Annotated in this window: 27 protein-coding genes; 9 read left to right on the top strand and 18 right to left on the bottom strand. The window is 70.3% G+C overall.

All coding sequences use genetic code 11. The features are described from left to right. The first annotated feature begins 60 nt into the window (after positions 1-60). Complete coding sequence (locus tag LX88_RS21795) at positions 61-1,233, top strand: chymotrypsin family serine protease (protein ID WP_258949633.1); 1,173 nt, start codon at positions 61-63, stop codon at positions 1,231-1,233. 99 nt (positions 1,234-1,332) lie between these two features. Here LX88_RS21795 and LX88_RS21790 read toward each other — a convergent pair whose 3' ends face one another. After that, entirely contained in the window at positions 1,333-1,488 is a 156-nt protein-coding gene (locus LX88_RS21790; protein ID WP_258949632.1) for a hypothetical protein, read from the bottom strand. Between the two features lie 40 nt (positions 1,489-1,528). On the opposite strand from LX88_RS21790, the gene LX88_RS21785 reads away from it, so the two are divergent. Further along, positions 1,529-1,786: an aldo/keto reductase gene (locus LX88_RS21785; RefSeq protein WP_258949631.1), complete on the top strand. Its 258-nt coding sequence runs from the start codon at positions 1,529-1,531 to the stop codon at positions 1,784-1,786. 35 nt (positions 1,787-1,821) lie between these two features. On the opposite strand, the gene LX88_RS21780 is transcribed toward LX88_RS21785, so the two are convergent. Continuing rightward, positions 1,822-2,088 (bottom strand): early set domain-containing protein, encoded by a 267-nt coding sequence (locus LX88_RS21780; protein WP_372511378.1) that lies wholly within the window; start codon positions 2,086-2,088, stop codon positions 1,822-1,824. 139 nt (positions 2,089-2,227) lie between these two features. Beyond that, positions 2,228-4,027 carry an ABC transporter ATP-binding protein gene (locus LX88_RS21775; protein ID WP_258949629.1) on the bottom strand — a complete coding sequence of 600 codons (1,800 nt, stop codon included), beginning with the start codon at positions 4,025-4,027 and terminating at the stop codon, positions 2,228-2,230. A gap of 132 nt (positions 4,028-4,159) precedes the next feature. On the opposite strand from LX88_RS21775, the gene LX88_RS21770 reads away from it, so the two are divergent. Next, positions 4,160-4,519, top strand: coding sequence for a S26 family signal peptidase (locus LX88_RS21770; protein WP_258949628.1), 360 nt, complete (start codon positions 4,160-4,162; stop codon positions 4,517-4,519). 9 nt (positions 4,520-4,528) lie between these two features. On the opposite strand, the gene LX88_RS21765 is transcribed toward LX88_RS21770, so the two are convergent. From LX88_RS21765 to LX88_RS21750, 4 genes are read right to left on the bottom strand one after another with little or no spacing between them, the layout of a single operon-like run. Then, positions 4,529-5,395, bottom strand: coding sequence for a TauD/TfdA dioxygenase family protein (locus LX88_RS21765; RefSeq protein WP_258949627.1), 867 nt, complete (start codon positions 5,393-5,395; stop codon positions 4,529-4,531). Next, complete coding sequence (locus tag LX88_RS21760) at positions 5,392-6,186, bottom strand: ABC transporter ATP-binding protein (protein ID WP_258949626.1); 795 nt, start codon at positions 6,184-6,186, stop codon at positions 5,392-5,394. The genes LX88_RS21765 and LX88_RS21760 overlap by 4 nt, the downstream gene beginning before the upstream one ends. Then, positions 6,179-7,198, bottom strand: a complete 1,020-nt coding sequence (locus LX88_RS21755; protein ID WP_258949625.1) for a taurine ABC transporter substrate-binding protein — start codon at positions 7,196-7,198, stop codon at positions 6,179-6,181. The genes LX88_RS21760 and LX88_RS21755 overlap by 8 nt, the downstream gene beginning before the upstream one ends. Positions 7,199-7,214: 16 nt before the next feature. Further along, positions 7,215-8,009 (bottom strand): ABC transporter permease, encoded by a 795-nt coding sequence (locus LX88_RS21750; protein WP_258949624.1) that lies wholly within the window; start codon positions 8,007-8,009, stop codon positions 7,215-7,217. A 112-nt stretch (positions 8,010-8,121) separates the two neighbouring features. On the opposite strand from LX88_RS21750, the gene LX88_RS21745 reads away from it, so the two are divergent. Beyond that, positions 8,122-8,658 carry a TetR/AcrR family transcriptional regulator gene (locus LX88_RS21745; RefSeq protein WP_258949623.1) on the top strand — a complete coding sequence of 179 codons (537 nt, stop codon included), beginning with the start codon at positions 8,122-8,124 and terminating at the stop codon, positions 8,656-8,658. 12 nt (positions 8,659-8,670) lie between these two features. Here LX88_RS21745 and LX88_RS21740 read toward each other — a convergent pair whose 3' ends face one another. From LX88_RS21740 to LX88_RS21710, 7 genes are all read right to left on the bottom strand, one after another. Next, positions 8,671-11,253: a fumarate reductase/succinate dehydrogenase flavoprotein subunit gene (locus LX88_RS21740; RefSeq protein ID WP_307790731.1), complete on the bottom strand. Its 2,583-nt coding sequence runs from the start codon at positions 11,251-11,253 to the stop codon at positions 8,671-8,673. Beyond that, positions 11,250-11,906, bottom strand: a complete 657-nt coding sequence (locus LX88_RS21735) for an ABC transporter ATP-binding protein (RefSeq protein WP_258949622.1) — start codon at positions 11,904-11,906, stop codon at positions 11,250-11,252. The genes LX88_RS21740 and LX88_RS21735 overlap by 4 nt, the downstream gene beginning before the upstream one ends. Next, positions 11,903-12,667: an ABC transporter permease gene (locus LX88_RS21730; RefSeq protein WP_258949621.1), complete on the bottom strand. Its 765-nt coding sequence runs from the start codon at positions 12,665-12,667 to the stop codon at positions 11,903-11,905. Before LX88_RS21730 ends, LX88_RS21735 begins: the two co-directional genes overlap by 4 nt. Continuing rightward, on the bottom strand, positions 12,667-13,974 hold the full coding sequence (locus LX88_RS21725; RefSeq protein ID WP_258949620.1) for an ABC transporter substrate-binding protein: 1,308 nt from the start codon (positions 13,972-13,974) through the stop codon (positions 12,667-12,669). The genes LX88_RS21730 and LX88_RS21725 overlap by 1 nt, the downstream gene beginning before the upstream one ends. 11 nt (positions 13,975-13,985) lie before the next feature. Further along, positions 13,986-14,213 carry a 4Fe-4S dicluster domain-containing protein gene (locus tag LX88_RS21720; protein WP_191299662.1) on the bottom strand — a complete coding sequence of 76 codons (228 nt, stop codon included), beginning with the start codon at positions 14,211-14,213 and terminating at the stop codon, positions 13,986-13,988. Positions 14,214-14,254: 41 nt separating this feature from the next. Continuing rightward, on the bottom strand, positions 14,255-14,989 hold the full coding sequence (locus tag LX88_RS21715; protein ID WP_258949619.1) for a GntR family transcriptional regulator: 735 nt from the start codon (positions 14,987-14,989) through the stop codon (positions 14,255-14,257). Between the two features lie 187 nt (positions 14,990-15,176). Further along, positions 15,177-15,746, bottom strand: a complete 570-nt coding sequence (locus LX88_RS21710) for a TetR/AcrR family transcriptional regulator C-terminal domain-containing protein (protein ID WP_258949618.1) — start codon at positions 15,744-15,746, stop codon at positions 15,177-15,179. Positions 15,747-15,799: 53 nt separating this feature from the next. On the opposite strand from LX88_RS21710, the gene LX88_RS21705 reads away from it, so the two are divergent. Continuing rightward, complete coding sequence (locus LX88_RS21705; RefSeq protein ID WP_258949617.1) at positions 15,800-17,050, top strand: FAD-dependent monooxygenase; 1,251 nt, start codon at positions 15,800-15,802, stop codon at positions 17,048-17,050. A 38-nt stretch (positions 17,051-17,088) separates the two neighbouring features. On the opposite strand, the gene LX88_RS21700 is transcribed toward LX88_RS21705, so the two are convergent. Next, positions 17,089-20,157 (bottom strand): glycoside hydrolase family 2 TIM barrel-domain containing protein, encoded by a 3,069-nt coding sequence (locus tag LX88_RS21700; RefSeq protein ID WP_258949616.1) that lies wholly within the window; start codon positions 20,155-20,157, stop codon positions 17,089-17,091. A gap of 232 nt (positions 20,158-20,389) precedes the next feature. Between LX88_RS21700 and LX88_RS21695 the strand changes: the two genes are divergently transcribed. Beyond that, positions 20,390-20,839, top strand: a complete 450-nt coding sequence (locus LX88_RS21695; RefSeq protein WP_258949615.1) for a hypothetical protein — start codon at positions 20,390-20,392, stop codon at positions 20,837-20,839. A 147-nt stretch (positions 20,840-20,986) separates the two neighbouring features. Here the strand turns inward: LX88_RS21695 and LX88_RS21690 are convergent, their stop codons facing one another. Then, positions 20,987-22,312, bottom strand: coding sequence for an AfsR/SARP family transcriptional regulator (locus LX88_RS21690; RefSeq protein ID WP_258949614.1), 1,326 nt, complete (start codon positions 22,310-22,312; stop codon positions 20,987-20,989). Beyond that, the gene (locus tag LX88_RS21685) at positions 22,276-22,692 is read right to left on the bottom strand and encodes an AfsR/SARP family transcriptional regulator (RefSeq protein WP_258949613.1); all 417 of its coding nucleotides are present in this window, start codon (positions 22,690-22,692) and stop codon (positions 22,276-22,278) included. The genes LX88_RS21690 and LX88_RS21685 overlap by 37 nt, the downstream gene beginning before the upstream one ends. A 143-nt stretch (positions 22,693-22,835) precedes the next feature. On the opposite strand from LX88_RS21685, the gene LX88_RS21680 reads away from it, so the two are divergent. After that, a complete protein-coding gene (locus LX88_RS21680; protein WP_258949612.1) occupies positions 22,836-23,501 on the top strand; it encodes a Type 1 glutamine amidotransferase-like domain-containing protein in 666 nt (221 codons plus the stop codon). 290 nt (positions 23,502-23,791) lie between these two features. On the opposite strand, the gene LX88_RS21675 is transcribed toward LX88_RS21680, so the two are convergent. Continuing rightward, on the bottom strand, positions 23,792-24,286 hold the full coding sequence (locus tag LX88_RS21675; protein ID WP_258949611.1) for a winged helix-turn-helix transcriptional regulator: 495 nt from the start codon (positions 24,284-24,286) through the stop codon (positions 23,792-23,794). An 86-nt stretch (positions 24,287-24,372) separates the two neighbouring features. Here LX88_RS21675 and LX88_RS21670 point away from each other — a divergent pair, with 86 nt between their 5' ends. Together LX88_RS21670 and LX88_RS21665 are read left to right on the top strand one after the other, a co-directional pair. Beyond that, entirely contained in the window at positions 24,373-25,071 is a 699-nt protein-coding gene (locus tag LX88_RS21670) for a nitroreductase (protein ID WP_258949610.1), read from the top strand. Positions 25,072-25,135: 64 nt separating this feature from the next. Continuing rightward, the gene (locus tag LX88_RS21665; protein ID WP_258949609.1) at positions 25,136-25,957 is read left to right on the top strand and encodes an SDR family oxidoreductase; all 822 of its coding nucleotides are present in this window, start codon (positions 25,136-25,138) and stop codon (positions 25,955-25,957) included. The last annotated feature ends 20 nt before the right edge of the window (positions 25,958-25,977 follow it).

Here is a 25,977-nt window from a genome sequence, read left to right as displayed (position 1 = left end):
TCGAAGCTGGTCCCCGTCACCTCGTCCGAGGCTGACGAACCCCCGCTGAGGAGCAGAAAGATGCGTTCCTGGAAACACTCGCTCTGCGCGGCGCTGGGCGTGGCCGCCATGGCGCTCGGCAGCACCACCGCGACCGCGGCACCTCCCAAGCCCACCCCCGCACCGGACACCACCTACGAGAACCTGCCCGCCGCCGACCGTGCCGCGATGAGGGCGCAGGACAAGGCCCGCACCGCTGCCGACCGCATCCGCCGCGCGGTCGAGGCCGGGCACGGGTTCGCGGGGCTGGAACTGCACGACGGCGGCGTCCGCCTGTGGTACCAGGGCACCGTGCCCACGGCCGTGCGCACGGCCGTGGACGACGCCCGCCGCACCGCCCCTGTCGAGGTCCTGCCGGCGCGGTACTCGCTCGCCGAGCTCACGGCGGCGTCCGACCGCGTGGTCGACCACCTCCGCGCACACCCCGGCGGTCCGGCACACCGCGTGTCGATCGCCGTCGACGGCAGCGGCCTGACCGTGGGCGTGGACGGTACTTCGGGCGTTCGGTCGGCCGGCCTGCCCGACGTCGGCGCGCCGGTGCAGGTGGTCGTGCAGGACCGCGTGCGGCCGGCCGGACGGAGCAACGACACCTCGCCGTTCTACGGCGGCGGCTACCTCGTCGCCCAGGAACGCTGGGCCTGCAGCGCCGGCTTCGGCGTGTGGCGCGGCGGCAGGAAACACCTGCTGACCGCGGGTCATTGCGGGCGTCCGGGCCAGACCTGGCGCAACGGCAACCAGTCCCTCGCGGTCGGCACCGCCGTCGACGAGAACCCGAGCCAGGACCTGCTGCTCATCGCCGCCAGCGCCGACAGCCACATCTTCACCGGCGTCCAGGCCGGCACCTCCATCGGCCACGTGATCGGCTGGCAGGGAGTCTTCACCGGCGAGGAGCTCTGCTCGTCGGCGGCGACCACCACCTGGCTGTGCGGCCACGTCGTTCTCGACGCGGGCAACTCCTCCTACTGCGGCCACGACGCGTACGGCACCTGGGAGTGCTACACCGGCCTGGTGCGCAGCAGGCAGGAGGACAACGTGATCGCCGTCCGTTCCGGCGACAGCGGCGGCCCGGTGGTCCTGCCCACCCCGTCCGGCGTGATCGCCAAGGGCATGATCTCCGGAGGCTCCGGCGCAGACCTGCTGTGGCAGGACTTCGCCACCGCGAACGCGATCTGGGGCGTCACGCCCGTCGTCTGACTCCATCGTCCGACCCCACCGTGTGCGCCCGTCTTGACCGCGGGCGCACACGTTCTCACGTCAGGGACAGCTGCCGGCGTCCGGCGCGCAGGGCCGCGATCACGCCGTCGACGAGCAGGTCGTTCCGGTGACGAAGGCGGCGTCGGGTCCGAGGAGGAAGGCCGCGGCGGTGGCGGCCTCGTCGGTGGTGCCCACTCGCCCGGCCGCGGAGGTGTCGATCATCTTCCGGTAGCCCTCGGCTCCGTGGCCGGACATCTCGTCGCGGGCCGGTGGCGTGAGGGTGATGCCGGGGCTGATGGAGTTGACCCTGGCGGCGCACGGCAAGTCGGTGGCGCAGGTGGTGCTGCGCTGGCTGGTCCAGCGCGACGTGGTCGTGATCCCCAAGTCCGTCCGCGCCGAGCGGATGGCCGAGAACCTCGACGTCTTCGGCTTCGCACTCACCGACGACCAGATGGCCCGCATCGCCGGCCTGGACACCGGTGCCTCGCTGTTCTTCGACCACCGCGACCCCGCCATGACCGCCCTGCTCGGCAACCACCGCCTGACGGACTGAACCACCGCTCAGCGCCGCGAACGCAAGGCGCCCCGTCAGACGGTGATCACGCAGCCGTGGTCGTCTTGCGCCGCCGCGTCCGAGTCGTCGAACCAGTGGCCGTCCGAACCGAGGTAGCGGAAGCGCAGCGTCGTGCCGCGCGGGACGACCACCGCGGCTGTGCGGCGGCCGTTGGAGCGGGCGCGGAGCTCGGTCGCTCCCGGCGTCCAGCCGTTGAAGTCGCCGACCACGCTCACCGGTCCCGGCGGCTCGTGCCGGGGCAGCGCCCAGGTCACCTTCACGTGCTTGTCCTTGGCGGGCATGATTCGAATCATTCGCTCGTCGTTCCTTCCCCGTGTTCCAGTCGCGACGCCGTGACAGCCTGCCGGTCGCGTCCACATCGGACGAGTCGGCGCGCCTGGGAAGGGCGTGAGATCGCCGGATCGGGTGATCCCGCCGAGGTCACCGGGTACCGACCGCCTCGTCGAGGAAGCCGCCGGACTGGTGACGCCACAGCTTCGCGTACGTCCCGTCGAAGTCGAGCAGTTCCGCGTGGGTGCCCTGTTCGACGATCCGGCCCCGGTCGAGCACGATCAGCCGGTCCATCCGCACGACCGTGCTCAGCCGGTGTGCCACGACGATCGCGGTGCGGCCCTCCATGAGCCGCCACAGCGCCTCCTGGACCAGCACCTCGCTCTCCGAGTCCAGCGCGCTGGTCGCCTCGTCCAGCAGCAGGATCGGCGCGTCGCGCAGGATGGCGCGGGCCAGCGCGACCCGCTGCCGTTGCCCGCCGGACAGCTTGATGCCGCGTTCGCCGACCATCGTGTCGAACCCGCCGGGCAGCGCGTCCACGAACTCCGTCACGTGCGCGGCGTGCGCGGCGCGGTGGATCTCGGCGTCGGTCGCGCCCGGCCGTGCGAACGCGATGTTCTCGCGCAGCGTCCGGTGGAACATGGCCGGGTCCTGGGGCACGTACCCGATCAGGCCGCGCAGGTCGCCTTGGCTGAGGCGGGCGATGTCCTGGCCGCCGATGAGGACACGGCCGCGATCGACGTCCATCAGCCGCAGGAGCAGCCGGGTGAGCGTGGTCTTGCCGCCGCCGGAGCGGCCGACGAGGCCTATCCGCGTGCCCGCCGGGATGTCCAGGTCGAGCCCGTCGAACAACGGCTCGGCACCGCCGTGCGTGAACACGACGTTCTCGAACCGGACCTGGGAGTCCTTCACGCGCAACGGTTCCGGGTGCTGCGGGTCGAGCACGGTCGGCGGGTCGAGCAGCAGTTCGGTGAACTGAGCCGCCTCGGTGAGCGCACTCTCCACCTGCCGGTAGATCTGGTTGAACTCGAACATGATCCGCGTCGCGTTCCCGAAGTAGGCGAACGTCACCACGATCGCCTCCACGCCGAGCCCGTCGCTGACCCCGATCGCGACCACGAGGCCGAGCACGTTGGTGAGCACGGACAGCGGCGCGATCACGGTGTCGATGCGCAGGTTGTTGTAGTCCCACGACCGCAGTGTCAGCCTTCGCTGCCTGGCGGCTCGGGTCCGGTGCTCCGCGCCCTCACGCCGCTCGGCCGCGAACGCCCGTACCGTCTCCATGTTCGTGAGCGTGTCCGAGACGTGGCCGGACACCTCGGCGATGGCGGCCTCGCGCTGGTCGACCAGCCGCTGGCGGTGGCGGATGAGCGGTGCGACCACACATCCCGTGACCAGGATCAGGCCGATCAGCACGGCGACGAGCACCGGGTTGTAGCTCCACAGCACGACGCAGGCGAAACCCAGCGGGATGACGTTGGCGAAGATCTTGAACGCCAGCGTGTCCACGAAGTCCTCGAAGCGGAACGCGAAGCTCAGCACCCGTTTGGTGAGCGACCCGGCGAAGTTGTCGTGGAAGAACGCCGCGTCCTTCCCCAGCAGCTCGTCCATCGCGAACGCGGACAGGTTCTCGATCCCGCGGCCGTCCACGCGGTTGAGGCAGTGCAGCCCGATGCGCCACAACAGTTCCGACAGCAGCATGAAACCGCCGAAGGCCAGCACGTACGGCAGCACGGTGCTCAGGCCCGTGTCGCCACCACCCGCAAGCTTTCCCACAAGCCCGCCCACCGCCAACGGTGCGAGGTAGAGCTGGCACGTGACGCCCAGCGCGGGCAACACGAGTGCGCCGATGGTCATGAACCCGTGGCGCCGCAGTTCCTTGCCGTACAGGCGCACGGCGAGCGGGACCGCGTTCTTGCGGACAGGCTTCTCCGATTCTGGCGCTACCACCCGATCCCCTCCGGACACCTCGGCTTCCTCATGCTGCCGCAGAACGCCGGGTCGTAGCGATCGAATATCGCGGCGTGTGGCGGGATCGGAAATGGGTTGCGCAGGTCCGGCCTGCCGTAGAAGCTGCGCCACGTGGGAATGTTGGACGTCGTCGCGGCTCGGGTCGCGCGCGGCGAAGAGGTGCAGTTCCGTCCGACCGGCTCGTCAATGGTGCCGCTCATCCGCAGCCGCCAGTCGGTGACCGTCGCTCCGGTCGACACGGCCAAGCTCGAGGTGGACGACATCGTGCTGGTGCGGGTCGCCGGAACGACGTACCTGCACCGGGTGACCGCGATCGCCGGGCAGCGGGTGCAGATCGGGAACAACCGCGGTCGAATCAACGGCTGGACCAACAGGGACCGCGTCTTCGGACTCTGCGTGGACGTGGACGGCGTGCCGCGCAAGAACGTCGAAGGCAAGATCGTCCACAGCGACCCGGCCGAGAACACCTGACCCGTTGCCTCAACCGCGGGAAGGACTTCTGGCCGCCACTCCCACGGGCTGGTCGCCGCGGACGGTGATCCGGTGCATGACGCGGTGCTGGTCGCCGTAGTCGTCGACGGCCAGGTGCGCGGTGCTGCGGTTGTCCCACACCACGACGTCACCGGGTGCCCAGCGGTGCCGGATGCTGTACTCCTGACGACCGATGGCGGCGAAGAGCAGGTCGAGCAGGGCGCGGCTCTCGATCTCCGACACGTTCTTGACGTGAGTGGTGAAGCCGGGGTTCACGAAGAGGCTGCGGCGGCCGGTCTCCGGGTGCACGCGCACGACCGGGTGCGTCACGGGGTCGAGCGACCGGACCCGCTCGCCCTCCCACAGGTTGCCCTCGCCGGACTGCCTGACGTGCAGGAGTTCCTCGAAGTCCTTGCGGCCGTCGTGGACCGCTTCGAGCTTGTCGGCCAGCTCGCGCAGCGGCGGTGACAACCAGAGGTAGGCGGCCTCCAGGTCGGTCCAGCAGGTGTCGCCTCCGGTCGGCGGCAGGTCCACGGCTCGCAGGACGGAACCCAGCGGCGGGGTGCGGGTGAACGTGACGTCGGTGTGCCATTCCGGCGCCTTGCCGCCGTCTCCGCTGTCCAGCACGTAGATCTCCGGGTGGTCCTCGTCGAGGCCGGGCACCACCGGGTGGGCCGGCGTGAGCTCGCCGAGCGACGCCGCGAACGCCCGGTGCGCGGACGGGTCCAGCCGCTGGCCGCGGAACACGAGCACCTTGCGTTCCAGCAGGGCCTGCCGGATCTCGGCTGCCACCTCGGGAGTGAGCTCCGCCGCCAGGTCCACTCCGGACACCTGCGCGCCGATCGCGACCGTCAGGGGTTCGAACGAGAGCGTCATGACTTCTCCGCGAGTTGGTCGGATCGGGAGGACAGGGTCGCCCGCACCGCGGCGCTCACTTCGCCGCGCAGGGCCGCGAACCGCGGCGATCCGCGCAGTTCGTCGGCCGGGAGGCCGTGGCGGGGCAGGTCGACGGGCAGGCTCAGCGAGATCCGGCCCGGCCGGTCGGTGAGCACGATGATGCGACTGCCGAGGAACACCGCCTCGTCCACGCTGTGCGTCACGAACACTACCGATCTGCCGTCGCCCGCGAGTGAGCGCACGTCCTCCTGGAGGCGCTCCCTGGTCAGGGCGTCCAGTGCGGCGAACGGCTCGTCCATCAGCAACAACCGGGGACGTGCGGCGAGTGCGCGGGCGATGGCGACGCGTTGCTGCTGGCCGCCGGAGATCTCCCAGGTGCGTCTCGGGCCGAGGCCGTCGAGGCCGACCAGCGACAGCAGTTCCGCCGCCCGCGCCGGCCGTTCCGGCTTCGGCACCTTCGCCCACTTCAACGCCGTGGTGATGTTGCCGTCGACGGTGCTCCACGGGAACAGCCGGGGCTGCTGGAACACCACCCCGACCTCGCGGCCCGGCACCGGCGGGTGGCCGAGCAGCGTCACGTCCCCTGTGGACGGACGTTCGAACCCGGCCAGCATGCGCAGCAGCGTGCTCTTGCCCGACCCCGACGGGCCCACGACGACCAGGAACTCCCCCGGCGCCACCGCGAGGTCCAGCGGCCCGAGCGCCGGCACCGGGCCCGCCTTCGTCGGGTAGGCGTGTTCGACCCCGCGCAGTGCGGCGATGTCAGCCACGCCCGGCTCCCGGTGCTCGCAGCGCGGCCTGGAAGGTCGTCAGATCCGGCACCTGTTCGACCTTCTTCTGCGCATGCAGGAACTCCGCCGTGTCGCGCAGGCGGTTCGCCAGCTGCCCCGGCGCCTGCGCGGTGCCGAAGTAGCCGGCTCCGCGTTGCTCGTCGTGGTCGAGGTAGATGTTCTGCTTCAACTGGGACAACGCATCGGCCTCGCCGATGCCGATCTGCCGGCTGACCGCGGCCGCGACCGTCGCGGGGTCCGTCTTGATCAGCTTGATCGCGTCGTTCGTCGCGGCCAGCCACTTGTCGACCACGTCGGGGCTGGCGTCAGCGAACTCCTTGCGGGCCACGGTGAACGTCAGCGTCGGCTTGCCGGCGGCCGCGAGTTTCGCGCTGTCGGTGAGCGTCACGCCGTCCTGCTGCAGGACGCTCAGCACCGGTGTCCAGACGTAGGCGCCGTCGATGTCGCCGCGCTGCCACGCTGCCTGGATGTTCTGCGGTTCGAGGTCGACCAGCGTGACCGAGGCCGCGTCCACCCCGCCCAGTTCCAGCGCGGCGAGCAGGCTGTAGTGGGCCGTCGAGCTGAACGGTGCGGCGATCTTGCGGCCGGCCAGCTCCGAGATCTTCGTGATACCGGTGGCCTTGCGCACCACGAGCGCCTCGCTGTCACCGATGACGTTCAGGAGCTCGATCACCTGGTAGGGGATGTTCAGCGGCGGGCAGAGGCCGGCGGCGGCAGGGCTGCTGCCGATGACCGCGAGATCGATCGCACCTCCCAGGAAGGCGGTGTTGATGCTCGCACCGGAGTCGAACGCGGTCCAGGTGAACTCGTGGTCCGGTAACGCCTTCTCCAGTGTCTTCTGGTCCTTCAGCAGCAGCGTGCTGTCAGCGAAGTTCTGGAACGCGATCCGCACCTTCTTCCCGCCGGTCGCCGACGAACCGCCCACGCCGCACGACGCGAGCACCGGCGCGGAAGCGAGCAGGGCGAGCAGGGTCCTGCGTGAGATCGGCATGAACGACTCCTCGGTTTCAGGCGCGTCCGCGCCACGGGGACAACGCGCGTTGGGCGGCCACGATCAGCGAGTCGATGACCAGGCCGGTGATGCCGATGACGAAGAGACCGAGGATGACCACCGCGGTCTGGTTGAAGCGCTGGGCGTTGAGCACCATGCCGCCGATCCCGTCCGCGCCGTTCACGGTCTCGGCCGCCACCACCGAGCTGTAGGCGATGCCGACGGCCAGCCGGACACCCGTCAGGATCTCCGGTCCGGACGCGGGGAGGATCACGGCGCGGATGACGTGGAACGCGTTGGCGCCCAACGCCTGCGCCGCCTCGACGTACTGCCGGTTGACCCCGCTCACCGCGGCCGCGGCGGCCACGGCCACCGGCGGGAACGCGGCGATCATGAGCAGGTAGACCTTGGGTTCCTCGTCGATGCCGAACCAGATCACCAGAAGGCTCAGGTAGGCGAGCGGCGGAAGGGCGCGCAGGAACGCCACGGCGGGTTCGGTGACCGCCCGGACGACCGGGATCAGCCCCATCGCCAGACCGAGCACGAGGCCCAGCAGCACGCCGTAGAAGCACCCGTAGCCGACCCGCCGCAGGCTGACGCCCAGCCGTTCGGCCAGCGTCGAGCCGGCGTAGCCGCCTTGACCGTTCGTGAAGTCCGATGTGGACAGCAGTTGCTGCCACACCTGGCCGGGACTCGGCAGCACGGCGGCCGGCCAGAGCTGGGCCAGCGCGACCAGCTGCCACACCAGGAACAGTGCCGCGACGGCACTCAGCCGCACCAGCAACCACCGTGACGCAAGGATCTTGGACACGCCGGTGAATGTACTGACGTACACATCTCCGGTCAGGACCGTTCCGTATCGTGGTCTCCGGCGAGAACGACTCTTGCGCGAAGGCTCACCGAACCGCTAGGGGACGAAGAAGATGGCACGGCGGCACGACCCCCACCGCCGAGAGCGGATCATCGAGGCCGCGGTCGAGGTGATCTCCGAGTCCGGCCTCGCGGCGCTGACCCACCGCACCGCCGCCGCACGCGCCGACGTGCCTCTGGGCTCCACCACCTACCACTTCCTGAGCCTGGACGAACTGCTCGATGCCGCCGTGCACACCGTTGCCGAACGCAACGTCGCACGCTTGCGCGACTGGGCGCTCTCACTCCCCGGCGACGCCGATCTGAGCACCGAGCTCGCGAGCTTCATCGTCCTGCTGGCAGGCGAGCACCGGCAGACCAGCGTGCTCGCCTACGAGCTGTACGGCGGCGCCCTGCGACGGCCGGCGCTCCGTGCCGCCAGCACGTCGTGGGACGAGATGCTCACCGAAGTCTTCGAGTCCAAAGTAGACGGCGTCACCGCACGGGCGCTCACCGCGATGTTCAACGGGTTGCTGTACCAGGCCCTGGTCTCGCCGGGCCGTCCCGAGCACGCCGGCCTCGAGGAGGTGCTGCGCCGCCTGCTGCGGTAGAGACCCCGCGGGTCACCCCAGCGCTCTCCTGGCGTAGGCGCGCACGTCGGCGTCGGTGTCGTCGGTCGCCCGCTTGAGCGCGAGGACCACTGACGGGTCCTCCAGCCACCTCGCCAGCGCGCGCACCGCCGCCTTCCTGACGTCGAGGTTGGTGTCGCCCGCCAGTCCGATCACGAGCTCGGGATCGGTGAGCGCCTTCGCGGCTCCGACGCGGACCTCCCACGCGGGATCGTCGCGCAGCCCGGCGGCCAGGTCGTTCAACGGCGCCGGGTGCCCGACCCGTTCGGCGGCCTCGAGTGCGGCGGCGCGGACCAGCGGGTCGTCGTCGCCGGTCAGGGTGGCGAGGACGGAGATGTCCGTGATCCCCTTCGCCACCTGCACCCGCAGTTCCCGGGAGGGGTCGCTCGCCGCGGTGGCCAGCAGCCCGTCCTCCCGCAACGCCACGAGGCCGCGCACGGCCGCCTGCCGGACCTCCAGGTCGTCGTCGGTGAGGCCGGCCGCGTAGACCGGGGCGGTGCCCAGTTTCAACGCCCACAGCACCTCCAGCGCGATCGCCCGTGCGGGCGAGAGTTCCAGCGCCTCCCGCAACGCCTCCGACGCCGGCACGACCTCGACCAGTTCGCGCAGGCCCGCCGCCGCGACAGCACGCGTCTCGGTGTCCGCCATGGCTTGGACGAGGGCGAACTCGAACCCCTCCGGCACCGCCTCGGTCAGTGCCGACACCGCCGCCCGGCGCACCACCGGATCCAGGTCGGCGAGGTACGGCTCCAGGTCCGCGAGTGCCGGCTGCGCGTCGGCCAGGGCCAGCACCTCCAGCACCCGTGCCGACTCGACCACGGCTTCGTCGTCGGCCACCTGTGCGACCTCGGACGCGACGCTGACCGTCCGGACGCCGAGGAACTCCTCCACGCCGGTGCGGTGGGGTACACCGTCGACCGGTACTAGGTAGGGCGCCACCGGGCGTTTGATGAACTCCATGGCACCGTCTGCGTTCTTGCGCAGGTTGAGGTGGTGGAACCACCGTTCGTCGTCGCGTTCGGGCAGGTCGACCCGCGAGTGGTAGAGCCCCCACCTCGACTCGTCGCGCATCAGTGACGACGCGGCCGCCATCTCCGCGCAGTCGCGGATGAACGAGACCTCGACGCAGCGCATGAGTTCGTGCGGTGAGCGGGCACCCATCGCCGCGATCTCGGACTCCATCCTGGCGAACGCCTCCAGGGCCAGCGACAGCTTCGTCTCGCTCTTGGGCGGCGCCACGTAGTCGTTCACGAAGCGGCGCAGCTTGTACTCGACCTGCGGCTGCGGCGGGCCGTCCGGCTGCCGCGAGTGCCGGAAGATCAGCTCGTGCGCCTCGGCCACCTGGCCGGCGGGAAGTGCCGCCGGGCGTTCGAAGTGCGCGGAGGCGTGCGCGCCGGCCAGGTCGCCGAACACGAAGGCGCCGATCATGTAGTTGTGCGGCACGCACGCCAGGTCGCCCGCCGCGTACAGGCCCGGCACCGTGGTCAGTCCGTTCTCGTCCACCCACACACCTGATGCGGAATGCCCGCCGCACAAGCCGATCTCCGAGATGTGCATCTCGATGTCGTGCGTGCGGTAGTCGTGCCCGCGTCCACTGTGGAACGTGCCGCGCGACGGTCGTTCGGTGGAGTGCAGGATGCCTTCCAGGGCGGTGATGGACTCCTCGGGCAGGTGCGTGGTCTTGAGGTAGATCGGCCCGCGCGCCGAGGCGATCTCGGCGGCGACCTCGGCCATCATCTGACCGGACCAGTAGTCGCAGTCGACGAACCGCTCCCCCAGCGAGTTCACCTGGTAGGCGCCGAACGGGTTGCCGACGTAGGCGCACGCGGGGCCGTTGTAGTCCTTGATCAGCGGGTTGATCTGGAAGCACTCGATGCCGGAGAGCTCGGCGCCCGCGTGGTAGGCCATCGAGTAGCCGTCGCCCGCGTTAGTCGGGTTCTCGTACGTGCCGTAGAGGTAACCCGACGCGGGCAGGCCGAGTCGACCGGAGGCGCCGGTCGCGAGGACCACCGCTCCCGCCGACACCGTGACGAACTCGCCGGTCCTGGTGTGGAAGCCCGCCGCGCCGACGGCACGCCCGTCCTCCACCAGCACGCGGACGGGCATCACGCGGTTCTCGATGCGCAGGCGTTCCCGCAGGCGCCGCTCGCGCATCACGCGGTACAGGACCTTCTTGACGTCCTTGCCCTCCGGCATCGGCAGGACGTAGCTGCCCGACCGGTGCACCTGGCGCACGTGGTACTCGCCGAACGAGTCCTTCTCGAACTTCACGCCATAGCGTTCGAGGCGCTGCACCATGTCGAAGCCGCGGGTCGCGGTCTGCATGACGGTGCGCTGGTTCACGATCCCGTCGTTGGCACGGGTGATCTCGGCGACGTAGTCCTCCGGCCGTGCCTTGCCCGGGATGACGGCGTTGTTGACGCCGTCCATGCCCATCGCGAGCGCACCGGAGTGCCGGACGTGCGCCTTTTCCAGCAGCAGCACGTCACGGCCCGCCTCGGCCGCGGTGATCGCGGCCATCGAGCCGGCCGTGCCGCCGCCGATCACCAGGACGTCGCAGGACAGTTCGATGGTCATGCCTTCACCGCCGCGAGGATCGCGTCACGCCGGCGCTCGACCTCACCCGTGCCGAGGACGACCACGCGGTCACCCAGCAGCACGGCCTCGTCGACGTCGTGCGTGACGAACAGAGTGGTGGTGCCGGAGAGCACCTCGGTCACCAGGGCCTGCATCGACGCGCGGGTCTGCGCGTCCAGAGCGCCGAACGGCTCGTCCATCAGCACGACGGACGGCTGTTGCGCGAGCGTCCTGGCGAGCTGGACGCGTTGGCGCATACCGCCGGACAGCTCGCGCGGCAGGTGGTCCTCGAACCCCGCGAGGCCGACGCGGTCGAGCCACTCCCTCGCTCGTGCCCGCCGTTGCGCCCGCGGAACGCCCTGCAACGCAAGGGGGAGCTCGACGTTGCGCGCCGCCGTGCGCCAGGGCAGCAGTCCGTCGTCCTGGAAGACGAGCGCCCGGTCGCGGGAGGACCCCCGCACCGCCTGACCGGCCACGGTGATCGAACCGGCGAACGGCACGAGCCCGGCGACGGCACGCAGCAAAGTGGACTTGCCGCACCCGGAGGGCCCTGCCACCACGACGAACTCGCCGGAGCCGACGTCGAGCGAGAAGTCGGACAGCACCGTGGCACGGCCGTAGCCGACGGTCAGCGAACGGACGTGCAGGCTCATCGCAGCGCCTCCCGAGGCAACCACCGGGTGACCCGGCGACCGAGCAGTTCCACCGCGGCGGACGTGAGGTAGCCGAGCGCTCCGATCGTGACCATGCCGACGATCACGCCGGGGTAGTCGACGATGGTGTAGGCCTGCCACGTGCGGTACCCGACACCGAACTGGCCGGAGATCATCTCGGCGGAGATCACGCAGATCCACGCCACACCCATGCCCACCGACAGGCCGCCGAACACACCGGGCAACGTGCCCGGCAGCACGACGCGGAACAGCACCTGCGGGGTGCTCGCGCCCATCGTGCGGACCGCGTCCTCCCAGATCGTCGGCAGCGCCCGCACGGCGTGCCGGGTGGACACCAGGATCGGGAAGAACGCCGCGACGAAGGTGATGAACACGATGCCCTGCTCGTCGGTCGGGAACAGCAGGATCGCGATCGGCACCAGCGCGATCGCCGGGATCGGCCGCACCACCTCGAGCGGTGGCCGCAGCAGGTCGCCCAGCCAGCGCGACCGCGCGATCACCACTCCGAGCGCGACCCCCAGCACGGCGGCCAGCAGGAACCCCGCCATGATCCGCCCGAGGCTCGCGCCCAGGTCGTGGTAGAACTCGGCCGCACCGATCTGCACCGCGAACCGCTCGACGACCTCGACGACCGTCGGCAGCTGGTCGAACCGCAACCAGGCCCGCGTGTCCGACGCCGTCAGCAGCTGCCACAGCACCAGGACGGCGGCCAGCGACCCGATCCGCACCGCCCAGCGCATCACCGCTCCACCGAGTCGAGCGCCTGTTGGAACGTCAGCACCGCACCGCGCTTCGCCGCGGCCGCCTCCGTCGTGAACGGCAGCAACTCGGCACCGGACCGCACCCAGTGCGCGTGCTCGGCGAACCACCGCGTGCCCGTTTCCGCATCCGGCACGTACGCGACCCGCAGCTTCGTCCCACTGTCGCGCACCAGCTCCAACAACGCGGTCGGCGACGCCACGGGCTCCGGTTCGGCTCCGTCGAACCACACCTCGCTCGCCGTCTTCGGGTCACCGCCCAGCGAGGCCGGGTTCGTCAGCTCCTCCGTCGGTTCCAGGACGTCCCGCAGCGGCTTGTCGTCGATGAACCGGTCCACGTCGAGCTCGTCGATGTTCCCGATCGACTTCAGGAACGGCACGTCCTCCTTCAAGGCCCCGCGCAGCACGGACTTGAGCGACAGGTCGAAGGTCGCGATGCCGTTCGGTCCGTTGTAGAGGTACACGACCTCCACCGGCAGCCCGGTCGCCTTCGCGACGATCTCGGCGGCCTGCAGGGGTTGCCCGTGCAGGAACTTCGTCGCGTCGAGCTGTGCCCGCAGGAACTCCCGCAGCACCTCGGGTTGCTGCCGGGCGAACGGGTTGCGGACGACCGTGCCGTGCAACGTCGGCAGGTTCAGCGCCGCGCCGTCGTAGAGCAGCTCGGCCTGCTCGGCGAACACGAGCTGGCCCGGCCAGGCCACGAACTGCGCGAGCGCGGCGACGTTGCCCGACTGCAGCGCCGAGGCACCGACCGACGGCTGCTGGTTCTCCACCGTCACCCGGGTGTCCCCCAGCGCCCGCACCAGCGTGCCGTGCCCGGCAGAGCCCACGCTCGCGGACACCTTCTGCCCGCTCAGGTCCGCGAGCGTCCTGGCCTGCGAACCGCGCGGCACCACGACCATGTTCAGCGCGCCGCGGGCGTTGTACCCGGTGACCGCGACCATCCGGGTGCCCTGGTCGCCCTGCTTCTGCGTGCGCGACCCGTTGATCAGCAGGGGGTAGTCGCCCATGGACCCGATGTCGATCTTGCCGGCGATCATCTGGGCGGTGATCGGCGCGCCCGTGTCGTAGTCCTGCCACGCCACCCTGTAGGTCTTGCCCGTCTTCTTGCCGAGCTCGGCGAGCCGTTGCTCGAAGAACCCCTTGTCCCGCAGCAACGTGCCCGCGGTGACCGTGTTGATCGTCTTGGACTGGTACCCGATGACGACCGGCACCTCGTCGCCGGACGCCGCCTCACCCGTGCCGCAGGCGGCGAGCAGGAGGACGGACGCGAGAACTGCGCGCTTCACCGTTTTTCCCTTCACCGCAGGAGGTAGGGCATGTTGATGGTCACCGCACCCGTGGGGCAGCGAGCGGCGCACGGGCCGCAGTACCAGCACTCGTCGACGTGCATGTGCGCCTTGCCGGTCTCGGGGTTGATCGACAGCGAGTCGAGCGGGCACATGTCGACGCACAGCCGGCAGCCGTCGATGCACTTGGATTCGTTGATCGTGACCGGTACGTCGGCACGGTTGTTGACCAGAGCCATGACTCAACTCCAGGAGATGTGGTGGGAATCATGAGGTTTTGTTAGCGGCAGATCTCCGCGCGCATGGTCAGGCGGTCGCCGCGCATGCGGATGAACTCGAGGTCGACCGGCCGGCCGTCCGCGAAGTGGCTGAGCCGTTCCACGACCATCAGCGCCGACCCGCGTGGCACCTCCAGCACGGTCGCGGAGTGCAGGTCGGCGTTCACCGCCTCCAGCGTCACCGCCGCGGTGCCGAGCCGCTGCCCGCAGGTCTGCTCGATCAGCGAGAAGATGTCGCGGTTGACGAGGTCCTCACCGAGCACCCGCTCCCCCACGTCCAGCGCGAGGTACGTCAGGTCCAGCGACAACGGCAGCCCGTTGAGCCGTCGCAACCGCTCCACGTACACCACCGAGGCGTCGAGTGGGAGCCGGAGTCGTTGCGCCACCGACGAAGGCGCCCGGATCACGGTCGCCGCCCGCACGTCGTTGGTGACTTCCCCTTGTTCGTGCAGGGTTTCCGCGAGTCCCATCAACTGGTTCAGCCCGTGCTCGACCTTGTGCGCCACGACCACCGTGCCGACACCGGGTAGCCGCTCGACGAGCCCTTCCTCGCGCAAAAGGTCCAGCGCCTCGCGAATGCTGTTGCGCGACACCGAGAACTCGGCGGCGAGGAACCGTTCGTCGGGCAGCACGCCGTCCGGGAAGGCACGGCGCACCACCTGCTGGCGGATGACGTCCGCGGCTTGGCGCGCCCGGTCGGCGCGCAACCGCCGCGCTGGTCGCGGGCTGCTGCTCATAGCCCACAGCATGGACGGGACGAGACGATCAGTTTGTTACGCTCGTGTTACGCCGCCTGGTCAGGGCGGCGAGCAGGCAAAAGGCGGCCGCTACGCCAGTCCACCATGTGGACTCCCGCAAAACAGGCCGATACCTCTGAATACGAGGTATAGCACGGACTCCAGCACCTTGCAGGCCGCGCTGATCTCACTGAGCGAGCAGCTTGGCGATCCCGAACTCGAACCGCGCGTCGAACGACTCCTCGGCGAGGAACGGAAGAACGCGCTCCAGCGACGGCCGCCCCCCGACGGCGAGCTCGCCCGAGCCGTGAGGCAGCGCCTGCTCCTCCTGCGCCAGCCCGAGCATGAAGTAGATGACGCTCCAGCACGTCCACGCGGCGTCACGAGTGGACAGTCCGCCGTCCAGCAGTGCGGCGACGAGCGCTTCCGCCATGTCCAAAGTGGCCGGTTCCGCGGCGTAGGTGCCCGCCACGACAGCGGCGCCGTCGCGGTGTGCCAGCAGCGCCTGCCGGTAGCGGCGTGCGATCCCGGCGGCGCGGTCGCGCCAGTCCTCCGGCAGGCCGTCGAGGGAGACGCCGGCGACGATCGCGTCGGCCATCAGCTCTTCCAGCCGCGCCTTGGTCTTGACGTGCCAGAGGACGGTGTTCATCCGCACGTCGAGCTTTTGCGCGATGGCGCGCATCGACACCGCCTCGGCGCCGCGCTCGTCGAGGATCTCCAGCGCGGTCCGCACCACGTCCGCTTGACTCTTGGTCACTGACCTAGTCTACTCGACCGCGAAGCGTTGGTCAGTGACCAAGGGAGAGAGTCGTGCACGACGTCGTCATCGTGGGAGCGGGGCCCACCGGGCTCTGGCTGGCAGGAGAGCTGCGGCTCGGAGGGGCCTCGGTCGTGGTGCTGGAAACGCGGCCGCGGCGGGACGAGAACTCCAAGGCGCTCACGATCCACCCCCGCACGATCGAGGTCCTCGACTGCCGCGGAGTGGCGGAGCCGTTCCTCGCGGAGGGCATCCGCATCCCGAACGGGCACTTCGGCGGACTGCCCGACCGCATGGACTTCTCCGTGCTGGACACGCCCTACCCGTTCACGCTGGCATTGCCCCAGGCCCGCACCGAGGAACTGCTCGAACAGCGCGCCGTCGGCACGGGCGCGGCGGTGAGACGCGGCTGCCGGGTGGTGGACCTGGCTCCTGAAGGAGTCGAACTGGCTGATGGCGAGATCGTCGCCGGACGCTTCGTGGTCGGCTGCGACGGCACGCGCAGCGTCGTGCGGGAGGCCGCGGGCATCGACTTCCCCGGCACCGACGCCACGACGTGGGGCTGGCTCGGCGACGTCGTCCTCGACGCACCGCCCGAGCGTGGGTTCGCGAGCATCACAGGCCCCGACGGTGGTCTGATGGTCGTGCCGCTGCCGGGTGGCGTGCACCGGATCGTCGGCGGCGACCCGGCCACCAACCGCCCTGAGTGGCCCGGCGAGCTGACGTTGGACGAGCTGCGCGCCACCGTCAAGGCGATCGCGGGTACCGACTTCGGCATGCGCGACCCGAAGTGGTTGTCGCGCTTCGGCAACGCCACCCGGCAGGCCGCCGCCTACCGGTCCGGCCACGTCCTGCTGGCAGGAGACGCCGCGCACATGCACTTCCCGACCGGCGGAGTCGGCATGAACGCCGGCATCCAGGACGCGCACAACCTCGGCTGGAAACTCGCCGCCGTCGTCACCGGCCGCGCGGACGACGCACTGCTCGACACCTACCACTCCGAACGGCACCCGGTGGGCGCGGACCTGCTCCGGAACACCAGGGCGCAGACCGCTTTGATCACGGCGTACTCAGCGGAAGGGCAGGCGTTGCGAGCGGTCGTCAGCGAACTGATCGCGTCCGCGCCGGACATGTCCGAGGTTCTCGCCGAGCGGCTGTCCGGCCTGGACGTCGCCTACACCACCGGCAGGCGTGTGCGTGACCAGCCGCTACCGGACGGCGGCACGCTTTTCGCACGGCTGCGCACCGGGGATCACGTCCGAACCGACGAGGGACTCGTGCGGCCCGACGGACATCTCGTCTAACTGTCGCCAAGAGGTTCGCCACTCACGGCGAACACCGTTCAGTCCTCGAACTCCAGTCGGCTCAGCCGGAGGAAGCCACGGGCTGTGCGTGGGTGGGCGCTGGTCAGGTCGAGCCGGAGCCGGGACGTGGTCACCGGGCCGAAAGTGATCAACGTGGGCTCGTCGGACCTGTCGGTCCAGGTGATCCGGATGTCCTGAACCGGGACGAAAGCGCTGCCGTCCCACCGGCTCACCGTGATCGCCGAGGGACGGGAATGGGCGCTGTCGGTGGTGAAACTGGCTCGAACGCCAGAGCAGCGCCGCTCGTCGTGCCAGTCGACCGATACCCAGGCCGTCTCGTGGGCCGAGCTGATCTCGGGCAGCAGCGCGGTGGCCTCCTGCCGGAAGTAGGTCGACCAGCCGGTGGCGGGATCGCCGTCCAGCATCGCCGAGGGAACGGCGGTGGCCGTTCCGGAGAAGCTCGCGTCCGCGCGGGGAAAGGCCTGCGCAGCGGGCGCCGGCGAGATCGGTTCCGGGAAATTGGCTGCGTAGTGGGAAGTGCGGCCCGCGGCGATCACGGTCGCCGTGCCGGTGCGCAGGCCGTCGGAGACTGCGCGGACGCGAATCCGTCCGGAACGGCCGTTGGCACGCACGATGGCGAGCGCGAGCCCGTTGAACGCGGTGCGCGCGGTGGACTGGTAGTTCTCGCCGCTCTCCTGCCTGCCGTTGTCCAGTCCGGCGAGCCGGCCACCGTCGACTTCGAACCGGATGAGGTGACCGGCGTCGGGCACGGTCACGCCGCGTGCGTCGACCACGCGGGCGCTGACGAAGCACAGTGACCGGCCGTCCGCGTCGATCCGGTCGCGGTCGGCGTCGAGCAGGACGGCGACCGGCGCACCGGCGGTGCGCACCGAGTCGCGGGCGACCTCGGTGGCACCGCGGCGGGCGATCGCGACCAGTTCGCCGGGCTGGAACGGCACCGTCCAGCTCAGGTACAGGTGGCCCGCGCTGCCGTTGGGACTGGTGTAGCTGCCGGGGAACGGTCCGCCGGCGACGGTCCGGTCGTCGCCGGTCGGTTCGGTCGTCTCCAGGTACGGCTCGCCGTGGACGGTCGTCTTGCGGTCGAACCGGCGCACGCCGAGAGACCTGCCGTCGAGGAACAGCTCGACGGTGTCGACGTTGCTGTGGACCCGGACGGCGACCGGTGCGCCCGGCCGGTGCGTCGTCCAGTCGACCGGCAGCAGGTGCACCATGGGCTCAGTGGTCCACTGGGAGCGGAACAGGTGGTAGAGGTCCTTGGGGAAGCCCGCCGTGTCGACGGCACCGAAGAACGAGGACTTCACCGGGAAGTCGTCCCAGAACGGGGTCGGCTCGCCGAGGTAGTCGATGCCGGTCCACAGGAACTGACCGGCGAAGAAGGGCCGGTCGCGATCTTTCTTCAGCGCGTACTCGCCGCTCATCGTCCACGACGCCAGGTTGTTGTCGTAGGAGGACATCCCGCGACGGCCCGGCGTGTGGTCCTGACCCGTGTTCAGCAGGTCCGGGCGGTCGTAGACGCCGCGGGTCATCGTCGACGAGGCCGACTCCGACTCGTAGAAGAACTTGTCCGGGTACTTCGCGTGCAGCGCGTCGACCGCGCCGGCGGTGTTGTAGTTGAGCCCCATGCCGTCGAGGAGCCGCAGGATGCGGTCGTTGGCCGAGCCGTCCGCCGGCACCGTCCGGTACCGGTCGGAGCCCATCGTGACCGGCCGGGTGGTGTCCACCGACCGCACGTGTGCGATGAGCTGCTCGGTGATCCGCACACCTGCCTCGGTGCCCATGTCCCACACCTCGTTGCCGATCGACCACAGCACGACCGACGGCGAGTTCTTGGCCGCGTGCACCATTTCCTTGATGTCGGACTCGCTGTGCTGGTCGAAGAAGCGGCCGTAGTCGTACTTGTTCTTCGGTGTGCGCCAGCAGTCGAACGCCTCGACGATCATGACGATGCCGAGTTCGTCGCAGAGTTCGACCACATCGGGTGCGGGCGGGTTGTGCGAGGTGCGCAGCGCGTTGACGCCCATGGACAGCATCAGCCGCAACTGCCGTTCGGCGGCGTCGCGGTGGAACGCCGCTCCCAGGGCGCCCAGGTCGTGGTGCAGGTTGACGCCGCGCAGCTTGACGCGCTCGCCGTTGAGCGAGAAGCCGTCGGCCGGGTGGAAGGAGAACCAGCGCAGACCGGACCGGGTGGTGGTCGTGTCGACCGTCCGGCCACCGACCTCCAGGCGGGTCTCCACGGAGTACAGGTACGGGTCGCGCATCGACCACAACCGCGGGTCGCGCACCCGCAGCTCCAGCGTCGTGGTGAGGGGTGTGCCGTCCAAAGCGGCCGGGGCACTGCGAGTGGCGACCCGCCGCCCACGCGCATCCCTGATCGTCACGACGACGGTGGCCCGCTCGGCTCGCGCTTCACTGACGGCGGTGACCGCCACGCGCACGGTGGCCGTTTCACGGTCCAATTGAGGCGTGGTCACGAAAACCCCGTGCCGGACGACGTGGACCGGGTCGGTGACCACCAGACGCACCGAGCGGTGGATGCCGCTGCCTGAGTACCAGCGGCTGCTCGGCACCTGGTTGCGGGCCCTCACGGAGATCACGTTCGGCGTCTTGCCGTCGGTGTGCGCCAGCCCGGTGAGGTCCACGGCGAAACCCGTGTAGCCGTAAGGGTGGTAGGCGACCTCACGACCGCCGAAGTAGACCCGCGCGTCCATGTAGACGCCGTCGAACTCGATCGACACCCGCTTGCCCGCCAGCGAACTCGGCAACGTGAAGGTTTTGCGGTACCAGCCCGTCCCGCCGGGCAGGAACCCGCTGCCGGCCGTCGTGTGCGGCCCGGCGACGGGATCCAGGCCGATGCTCCAGTCGTGCGGCAACGTGACATCACGCCACGTCCGGTCGTTCACAGCGGGCTCCCCCGCCTCCGCACCGTCGGTGTTGACCAGCGCGAAACGCCACCCGCCGGTGAAGTCCTCACTGCGCGCCGTCTTTTCCCGGCCCGGCGCGGAGAACGCGACTCCCGGCGACGCCACACCGCCGCCGACGACGACAACACCGGCCGCGCTGATGACCGCTCGCCGTGAGACCGGCATGGATTCCTCCTGATGTGCCGTCCAGAAGACTTCACCGAAGCCAATCGGTTGACCGGGCCGCAGGGCAACCCCGCGTCAGTTTCACGAATCGAACAGGTCGAACGTTCGTCGAAACGGGCGGGCTGAAGCCGGCCGACCGGCCACCGCTCAAGGTTTTGCGCAAGGTTTTGGGCAAGGTCGATCGCGCAGACTCCGGCAGCGCAAGCAACTTCGACCCTGAGGGGGGACGAACGTGAAGATTTCCTCAGCTGTCGCGGCCGTGCTGTTCGCGGCCTCGACATCACTCGCGTTGGTGGGAACGGCGAGTGCCGCGGACGAAAAGCCGCTGCCCGTCACCACGGGCGCCGCGGACACCGACCAGTCCAGCGTCGGCATCATGGCGTGCACCGGCCACTCGCACACCAACCGGGACTCGCGGACCGGCCGGCTCTTCGACGGCAGCAACGTCAACATCCGCCGCGGCCCGCACACCTCGTGCACGTCCGACGGCCAAGGCCAGCTCACCCACAACGTCGACTACCACTGCTACGCCGTGGGTGACGCGGTCACCAGGAACGGCATCACGTACAGGACGTGGACGTACCTGCGGGACACCACGACCGGTGTGCAGGGCTGGGTCAGCGACTCCTTGCTGGACCTCAACCCGAGTGGCGCGACGCGGGGCAGCCTGCAAGCGTGCTGACCCGGCCGCGGCGCTCCACGTGATCAGCCGCGGGTGAGTTCGGCCGGCAGCGTTGTGGTGTCGTCGTGACCAAGGCGGTGGCCGGTGCCGAGGTGGATCCCCAATGCCTCCTCGCAACCGGCCACCGCAACCAGCAACGCCCGCGACTCACACGCCGAGCTGGCGGGCGTACAGCCGCAACAGGCCGTGCATCACGAACCGGTCCGGCGCGGTCTGCTCGATCAGGTGCGCGGCTCTGAGCACGTCCAGCAACCGCCGCGCGGCGGGCAGGTCCACTCCGGCCAGCGCGGCGGCTGCCGCGGCGCTGTGATCGGGTCCGGGATGCCACCCCAGCAGGCGGAACAGCCGTGCGGCCGGCAGCGGCAACGCCCGGTAGGACCACGAGAACACGCTGCGCACCGAGGAGGCGGGGTCGCCGGGCACGTCCAGCGCGTCGAGGTCACCCAGGCCGTTCAGCTCCGCCACGAGGTCCGCCAGCCCGGCCGGCCGTTCCGCGGCGACGCGCAACGCGAGCGGCAGTCCCGCGCACCGCCGGGCCAGCTCGACCGCCGCCGGGAACTCCGCGTCGACCCGGTCCGCGCCGAGCATCTGCCGCAGCAGCTCCAGCGCCTCCGATTCGGTCAGGCGCCCCAACGTGATCCGGTGCGCGCCGTCGCGAACCACCAGCCCGGCCAGGTCGTCCTGGCTCGTCACCAGCACGACGCAGCCGTCCCGGCCCGGCAGCAGCGGCCGCACCTGGTCGGCCGACCGCGCGTTGTCCAGCACCACCACCATCCGCGACCCGGCCAGTGCCGAGCGGTACAGCGCGGACCGCTCGGCCACACCCGGCGGGATCCGCTCCACCCCCAGCGCGCGCAGGAACCCTTCCAGCGCGGCGGAAGCGGTCATCGGCTCGGCGGCGTCGTAGCCGCGCAGGTTCACGTACAGCTGCCCGTCGGGGAAGTCGCCGCTGTGCAGGTGCGCCCAGTGCGCGGCGAGCGCGGACTTCCCCACGCCACCGGTGCCCACGATCACCGACACCGGACGGCCGAGCTCCCGCAACGCCTCAGCCCGGCCGCCGAAGTGCGGAACACCGCCGGGCACCTGTGCCGGTGGCTGGACCTCGACCGGTGACGCCACCTCGCGCCCCTGCCGCAGCAACGCGGTGTGCAGTCGTTGCACTTCGGGCAACGGGTCGACACCGAGCGCGTCGGCCAGCCGGTCGCGCAGCCCCTGGTAGACCGCGAGCGCTTCCGCCTGCCGCCCCGACCGGTACAGCGCCAGCATGAACTGACTGGTCAGCCGCTCGTCCAACGGGTGCTCCCGTACCGCCGCGGCCAGTTCGGTCACCAGTTCGCCGTGCAGGCCCAGCGCGAGCCGCAGGTCCACCCGGTCCAGCTCGACGCCGAACCGTTCCTTCTCGAGGTTCTCGCGCACGTTGTCGAGCCACGGCGTGCTCATCCCCGCGAACGCCTCGCCCCGCCACAGCGCCACCGCCCGGTGAACAGCGCCAGGCGTGCCGCGAGGCCGCCCTCGGCCCGTCCGTGCGCCAGCAACCGGTGGAACCGGTGCAGGTCCACGGCCTGCGGGTCCACCGCCAGCACGTAACCGCCGGACCTGCGCGTGATCTCCACGTCCAGTCCGCGGAACACGTGCCGCAGCCGGGAAAGGTACGTGTACAACGTGTCGCGCCCCTGCTGCGGCACGCCGTCGCCCCACGCCCGCTCCAGCAGTTGCTCCGCCGACACCACCTGGTTCGCGTCGACCAGCAACGCCGCCAGCACACACCGTCTTCGGCCGTGCCCGAGCTGGACGGCCTGGTCCCCACTCCAGGCCCCCACAGTTCCGAGCAGCCGGAACTCGACTCCCCCCACCCGACTGGGATAGCACGCGGGCGAGGAGCGGCGGGCCGGGTTACCGTGCCGTTCGCCCGAGGGGACCAATGTCGCGATTCGCGATGAGTAGCGGCCGGGTCGGTGGTCTGCACCTGCATCCACCTTCCGTTTTGGAGGCGACTTTGAAGCTCTTGCTCACGTCAGGCGGCGTCACGAACCCGAGCATCCACTCGGCGCTCGTGCGGCTCCTCGGCAAACCGATCTCCGAGTGTCACGCCCTCTGCGTCCCGACGGCCCAGTGGGGGAACCCGATGAGCAGTCCGGCATCGGTGCGGGGATTCCTTGCCGCCACCGACCCCCTGTCGCGGCACTCCTCCGGCCTGGGCTGGGCGTCGCTCGGCGTCCTCGAGCTCACCGCCCTGCCCAGCATCGGCGCCCAGCGATGGGTCCCCTGGGTCCGCGAGGCGGACGTGCTCCTGGTCAACGGCGGCGACGCGACGTTCCTGTGCCATTGGATGCGGGAGTCCGGGCTGGCCGATCTGCTGCCTTCCCTGCCCGGCAAGGTCTGGGTGGGCGTGAGCGCCGGGAGCATGGTGATGACACCCCGCGTCGGCACGGAGTTCGCCGAGTGGCCCGCGGCTCCGGACGACCGCACCCTGGGCGTCGTCGGCTTCTCGATCTTCCCGCACCTGGAGGTCTTCCCCACGAACACCATGGCCGACGCGAAGCGGTGGGCCGCCGGCATCGGCGTCCCCTCCTACGCGATCGACGACCAGACGGCCATCGAGGTCGTCGACGGCTCCGTCGAGGTGGTCTCCGAGGGGCAATGGACGAAGTTCGAGGCATAGCCGCGCGGCAATCACGGCGTACCACCACAACACGCGCCGGAAGCGAACGGGCGACCCCGACTGGACCGTCGGCGCCCGGCTGCACCCCGACGTCGTCAAGAGCGTGCGACACGATCAGTTCGCACTGGACGGACGTGGTCTTCGTGCGGCTCCGCCGTGCGCTGGGACTGTGACAGCTCGGCGTCGGGCCGTGGCAGTTCGTCGTGCAGACTCTCGAAATCGTTCGACGGCAAGGGATGATGGACGGCGATGCGCGGCGAGCTGCATGCACGGCCGCGCCTTGATCTCGTCTACGACTCGGGTCCGTCCACGCCAGCCCCGTACACCGCATCTACATGCGCCAGAAGGCCAGGACCGGCCTCGGGCACAACGTCGTGCGCCGTCATTCGTTCTCCGCAGCAGTCGCACGCCAGGGTGACCCGGGCCTCGCCGGCGCAGTCGCGATGCCGGTAGTGCACCGGCGGCCCGTCAGGCGCCATGTGGGCGTCGCCCCAGTCCCTGATCGCCATCAGGATCGGGTAGAGGTCGTGACCCTTGCGGCTGAGCCGGTACTCGGCGTGGTCCCCGTCGGCGGCCTGCTGCCGCACCAGGATCCCGTGGTCCACCAGCCGCCCGAGCCGGTCCTGCAGGCGGCTGCGCGGGATTCCGAGGCCGCTTTGGAACGCGTTGAACCGCCGCACACCCGCGAACGCCTCCTTCAAGATCAGCAACGTCCACCTGTCCCCCAGCACCACCAGCGGGCGGGTGATCGAGCAGGGCAGGTCGGCGAGCTGTTCGTACCGCATGAACAGACCCTACCGAACGCGGTCTCTTTTCGAGACCACCTCGTGCTAGCGTCGGTCTCGAAAAGAGACCGCCTTTGGAGGTTCCCGTGAGCGCGGCCGTCGTCATGCCCCCAGACCCGCACGAGACGCTGCAGAGGTTGCTCGCCGAGAGGTGGACCTGCCGCCAGTTCCTGCCCGAGCCGGTCCCGAGGAAGACCATCGAGCAGGTGCTCGCCCTCGCCCAGCGCACCCCGTCGTGGTGCAATACCCAGCCGTGGCACGTGATCGTCACCGAAGGTGCCGCAACGGACAGGCTGCGCACGCGGCTGCTCGATCACCTGCAGAACAATCCAGGCCTGCCGGACTTCCCCTTTCCCGCGCAGTACACGGGCGTCTACCAGGAACGCAGGCGGGAGTGCGGCAAGCAGCTCTACACCAGCCTCGGCATCGAACGCGGCGATCACCAGGGCACGGTCCGGCAGATGCTGCGCAACTTCGAGCTGTTCGACGCACCACACGTCGCGATCATCACCACCGAAGCCGACCTCGGCGTCTACGGCGCGATCGACTGCGGCCTCTACCTCAACTCGTTCCTGCTCGCCGCACAGAGCCTCGGCCTCGCCGCGGCGCCACAGGCCGCGCTCGCGGGGTACTCCGGCTTCCTCCGCGACCACTTCGGGCTCCCGGACTCCCGGCGCGTCGTCGTCGGAGTGTCGTTCGGACACCCCGACACAGCGCATCCGGCCAACGGCTTCCGCACCACTCGCGCGAACCCCGACACCGCCGTGACGTGGCACTCCACCTGACGGCGAGGACGCGCCGGCTCGCACCGGGGTCGATCGACGGCGCGAAGGGCGCGATACTCCCGCCATGACGGCGAAAGCAGGCGCGGTGGTGACCGGAGCCGGGCGCGGCGTGGGCAAACTGGTCGCGCGGATGCTGGTCGAACGCGGCTACACGGTGCTGGTCACCGACGTCGACGAAGCGACCGCGACCGCGACGGCCACCGAGATCGGCGCGATCGCGCGGGTGTTGGACGTGCGCGACGACGCGGCCGTGGAAGCGGCCCGCGACGACATCGTCGCCCGCGCGGGCCGGCTCGACGTCTGGGTCAACAACGCGGGGGTCCTGGTGACCGGGCCCGCGTGGGAGCAGGACGCCGCCACCCGCAGGCTGATGGTCGAGGTCAACGCGCTCGGGACCATCAACGGCACGGTCGCCGCGATCCAGGCCATGCGCGGCAACGGCGGCGGACACGTCGTGAACATCGTGTCCCTCGCAGGCATCACGGCCGTCGTGGGCGAAGCGGTGTACGCCGCCTCCAAGCACGCGGCCATCGGCTTCAGCCTCAGCACCCTCGCCGATCTCCGCCAGGCGGGTGTCCAGGACATCGACATCTCGTGCGTCTGCCCGGACGGCATCTGGACGCCGATGCTCCACGACAAGGTCGACGATCCTGCTGCCGCGCTGTCGTTCTCCGGCACGCTGCTGCAGCCCGCCGGCGTCGCCGCCGCCGTCGCCGCTGTTCTCGACGAACCGAAGCCGGTCACCACCATCCCGAGGTGGCGCGGAGCACTGGCCCGGCTGGCCGACACGTTCCCGCGCTTCGGACTGCGCGCGATTCCGTTCATGGTGGCGCAAGGCCGCCGGACCCAGCGCAAGCTCGCGGCGCGCGACCGGTCTCGAACATAACCGGCGGACTCGGCACGTGC

The organism is Lentzea californiensis (assembly GCF_024648825.1).
Taxonomy (GTDB): Bacteria; Actinomycetota; Actinomycetes; order Mycobacteriales; family Pseudonocardiaceae; genus Lentzea; species Lentzea californiensis.
The sequence above is the reverse complement of the archived record's forward strand: the minus strand, read 5'-3'. Positions and strand labels throughout refer to the sequence as shown.

Bases quoted from the DNA above. Each gene is read 5' to 3' on its own strand.
- LX88_RS21755 (WP_258949625.1), bottom strand. From the start codon at position 7,198: ATGCCGATCTCACGCAGGACCCTGCTCGCCCTGCTCGCTTCCGCGCCG.
- LX88_RS21735 (WP_258949622.1), bottom strand. From the start codon at position 11,906: ATGAGCCTGCACGTCCGTTCGCTGACCGTCGGCTACGGCCGTGCCACG.
- LX88_RS21765 (WP_258949627.1), bottom strand. From the start codon at position 5,395: ATGACGCTCTCGTTCGAACCCCTGACGGTCGCGATCGGCGCGCAGGTG.
- LX88_RS21700 (WP_258949616.1), bottom strand. From the start codon at position 20,157: ATGCCGGTCTCACGGCGAGCGGTCATCAGCGCGGCCGGTGTTGTCGTC.
- LX88_RS21785 (WP_258949631.1), top strand. From the start codon at position 1,529: ATGGAGTTGACCCTGGCGGCGCACGGCAAGTCGGTGGCGCAGGTGGTG.
- LX88_RS21665 (WP_258949609.1), top strand. From the start codon at position 25,136: ATGACGGCGAAAGCAGGCGCGGTGGTGACCGGAGCCGGGCGCGGCGTG.
- LX88_RS21780 (WP_372511378.1), bottom strand. From the start codon at position 2,088: ATGCCCGCCAAGGACAAGCACGTGAAGGTGACCTGGGCGCTGCCCCGG.
- LX88_RS21720 (WP_191299662.1), bottom strand. From the start codon at position 14,213: ATGGCTCTGGTCAACAACCGTGCCGACGTACCGGTCACGATCAACGAA.
- LX88_RS21790 (WP_258949632.1), bottom strand. From the start codon at position 1,488: ATGTCCGGCCACGGAGCCGAGGGCTACCGGAAGATGATCGACACCTCC.
- LX88_RS21730 (WP_258949621.1), bottom strand. From the start codon at position 12,667: ATGCGCTGGGCGGTGCGGATCGGGTCGCTGGCCGCCGTCCTGGTGCTG.
- LX88_RS21745 (WP_258949623.1), top strand. From the start codon at position 8,122: ATGGCACGGCGGCACGACCCCCACCGCCGAGAGCGGATCATCGAGGCC.
- LX88_RS21675 (WP_258949611.1), bottom strand. From the start codon at position 24,286: ATGCGGTACGAACAGCTCGCCGACCTGCCCTGCTCGATCACCCGCCCG.
- LX88_RS21740 (WP_307790731.1), bottom strand. From the start codon at position 11,253: ATGACCATCGAACTGTCCTGCGACGTCCTGGTGATCGGCGGCGGCACG.
- LX88_RS21795 (WP_258949633.1), top strand. From the start codon at position 61: ATGCGTTCCTGGAAACACTCGCTCTGCGCGGCGCTGGGCGTGGCCGCC.
- LX88_RS21715 (WP_258949619.1), bottom strand. From the start codon at position 14,989: ATGAGCAGCAGCCCGCGACCAGCGCGGCGGTTGCGCGCCGACCGGGCG.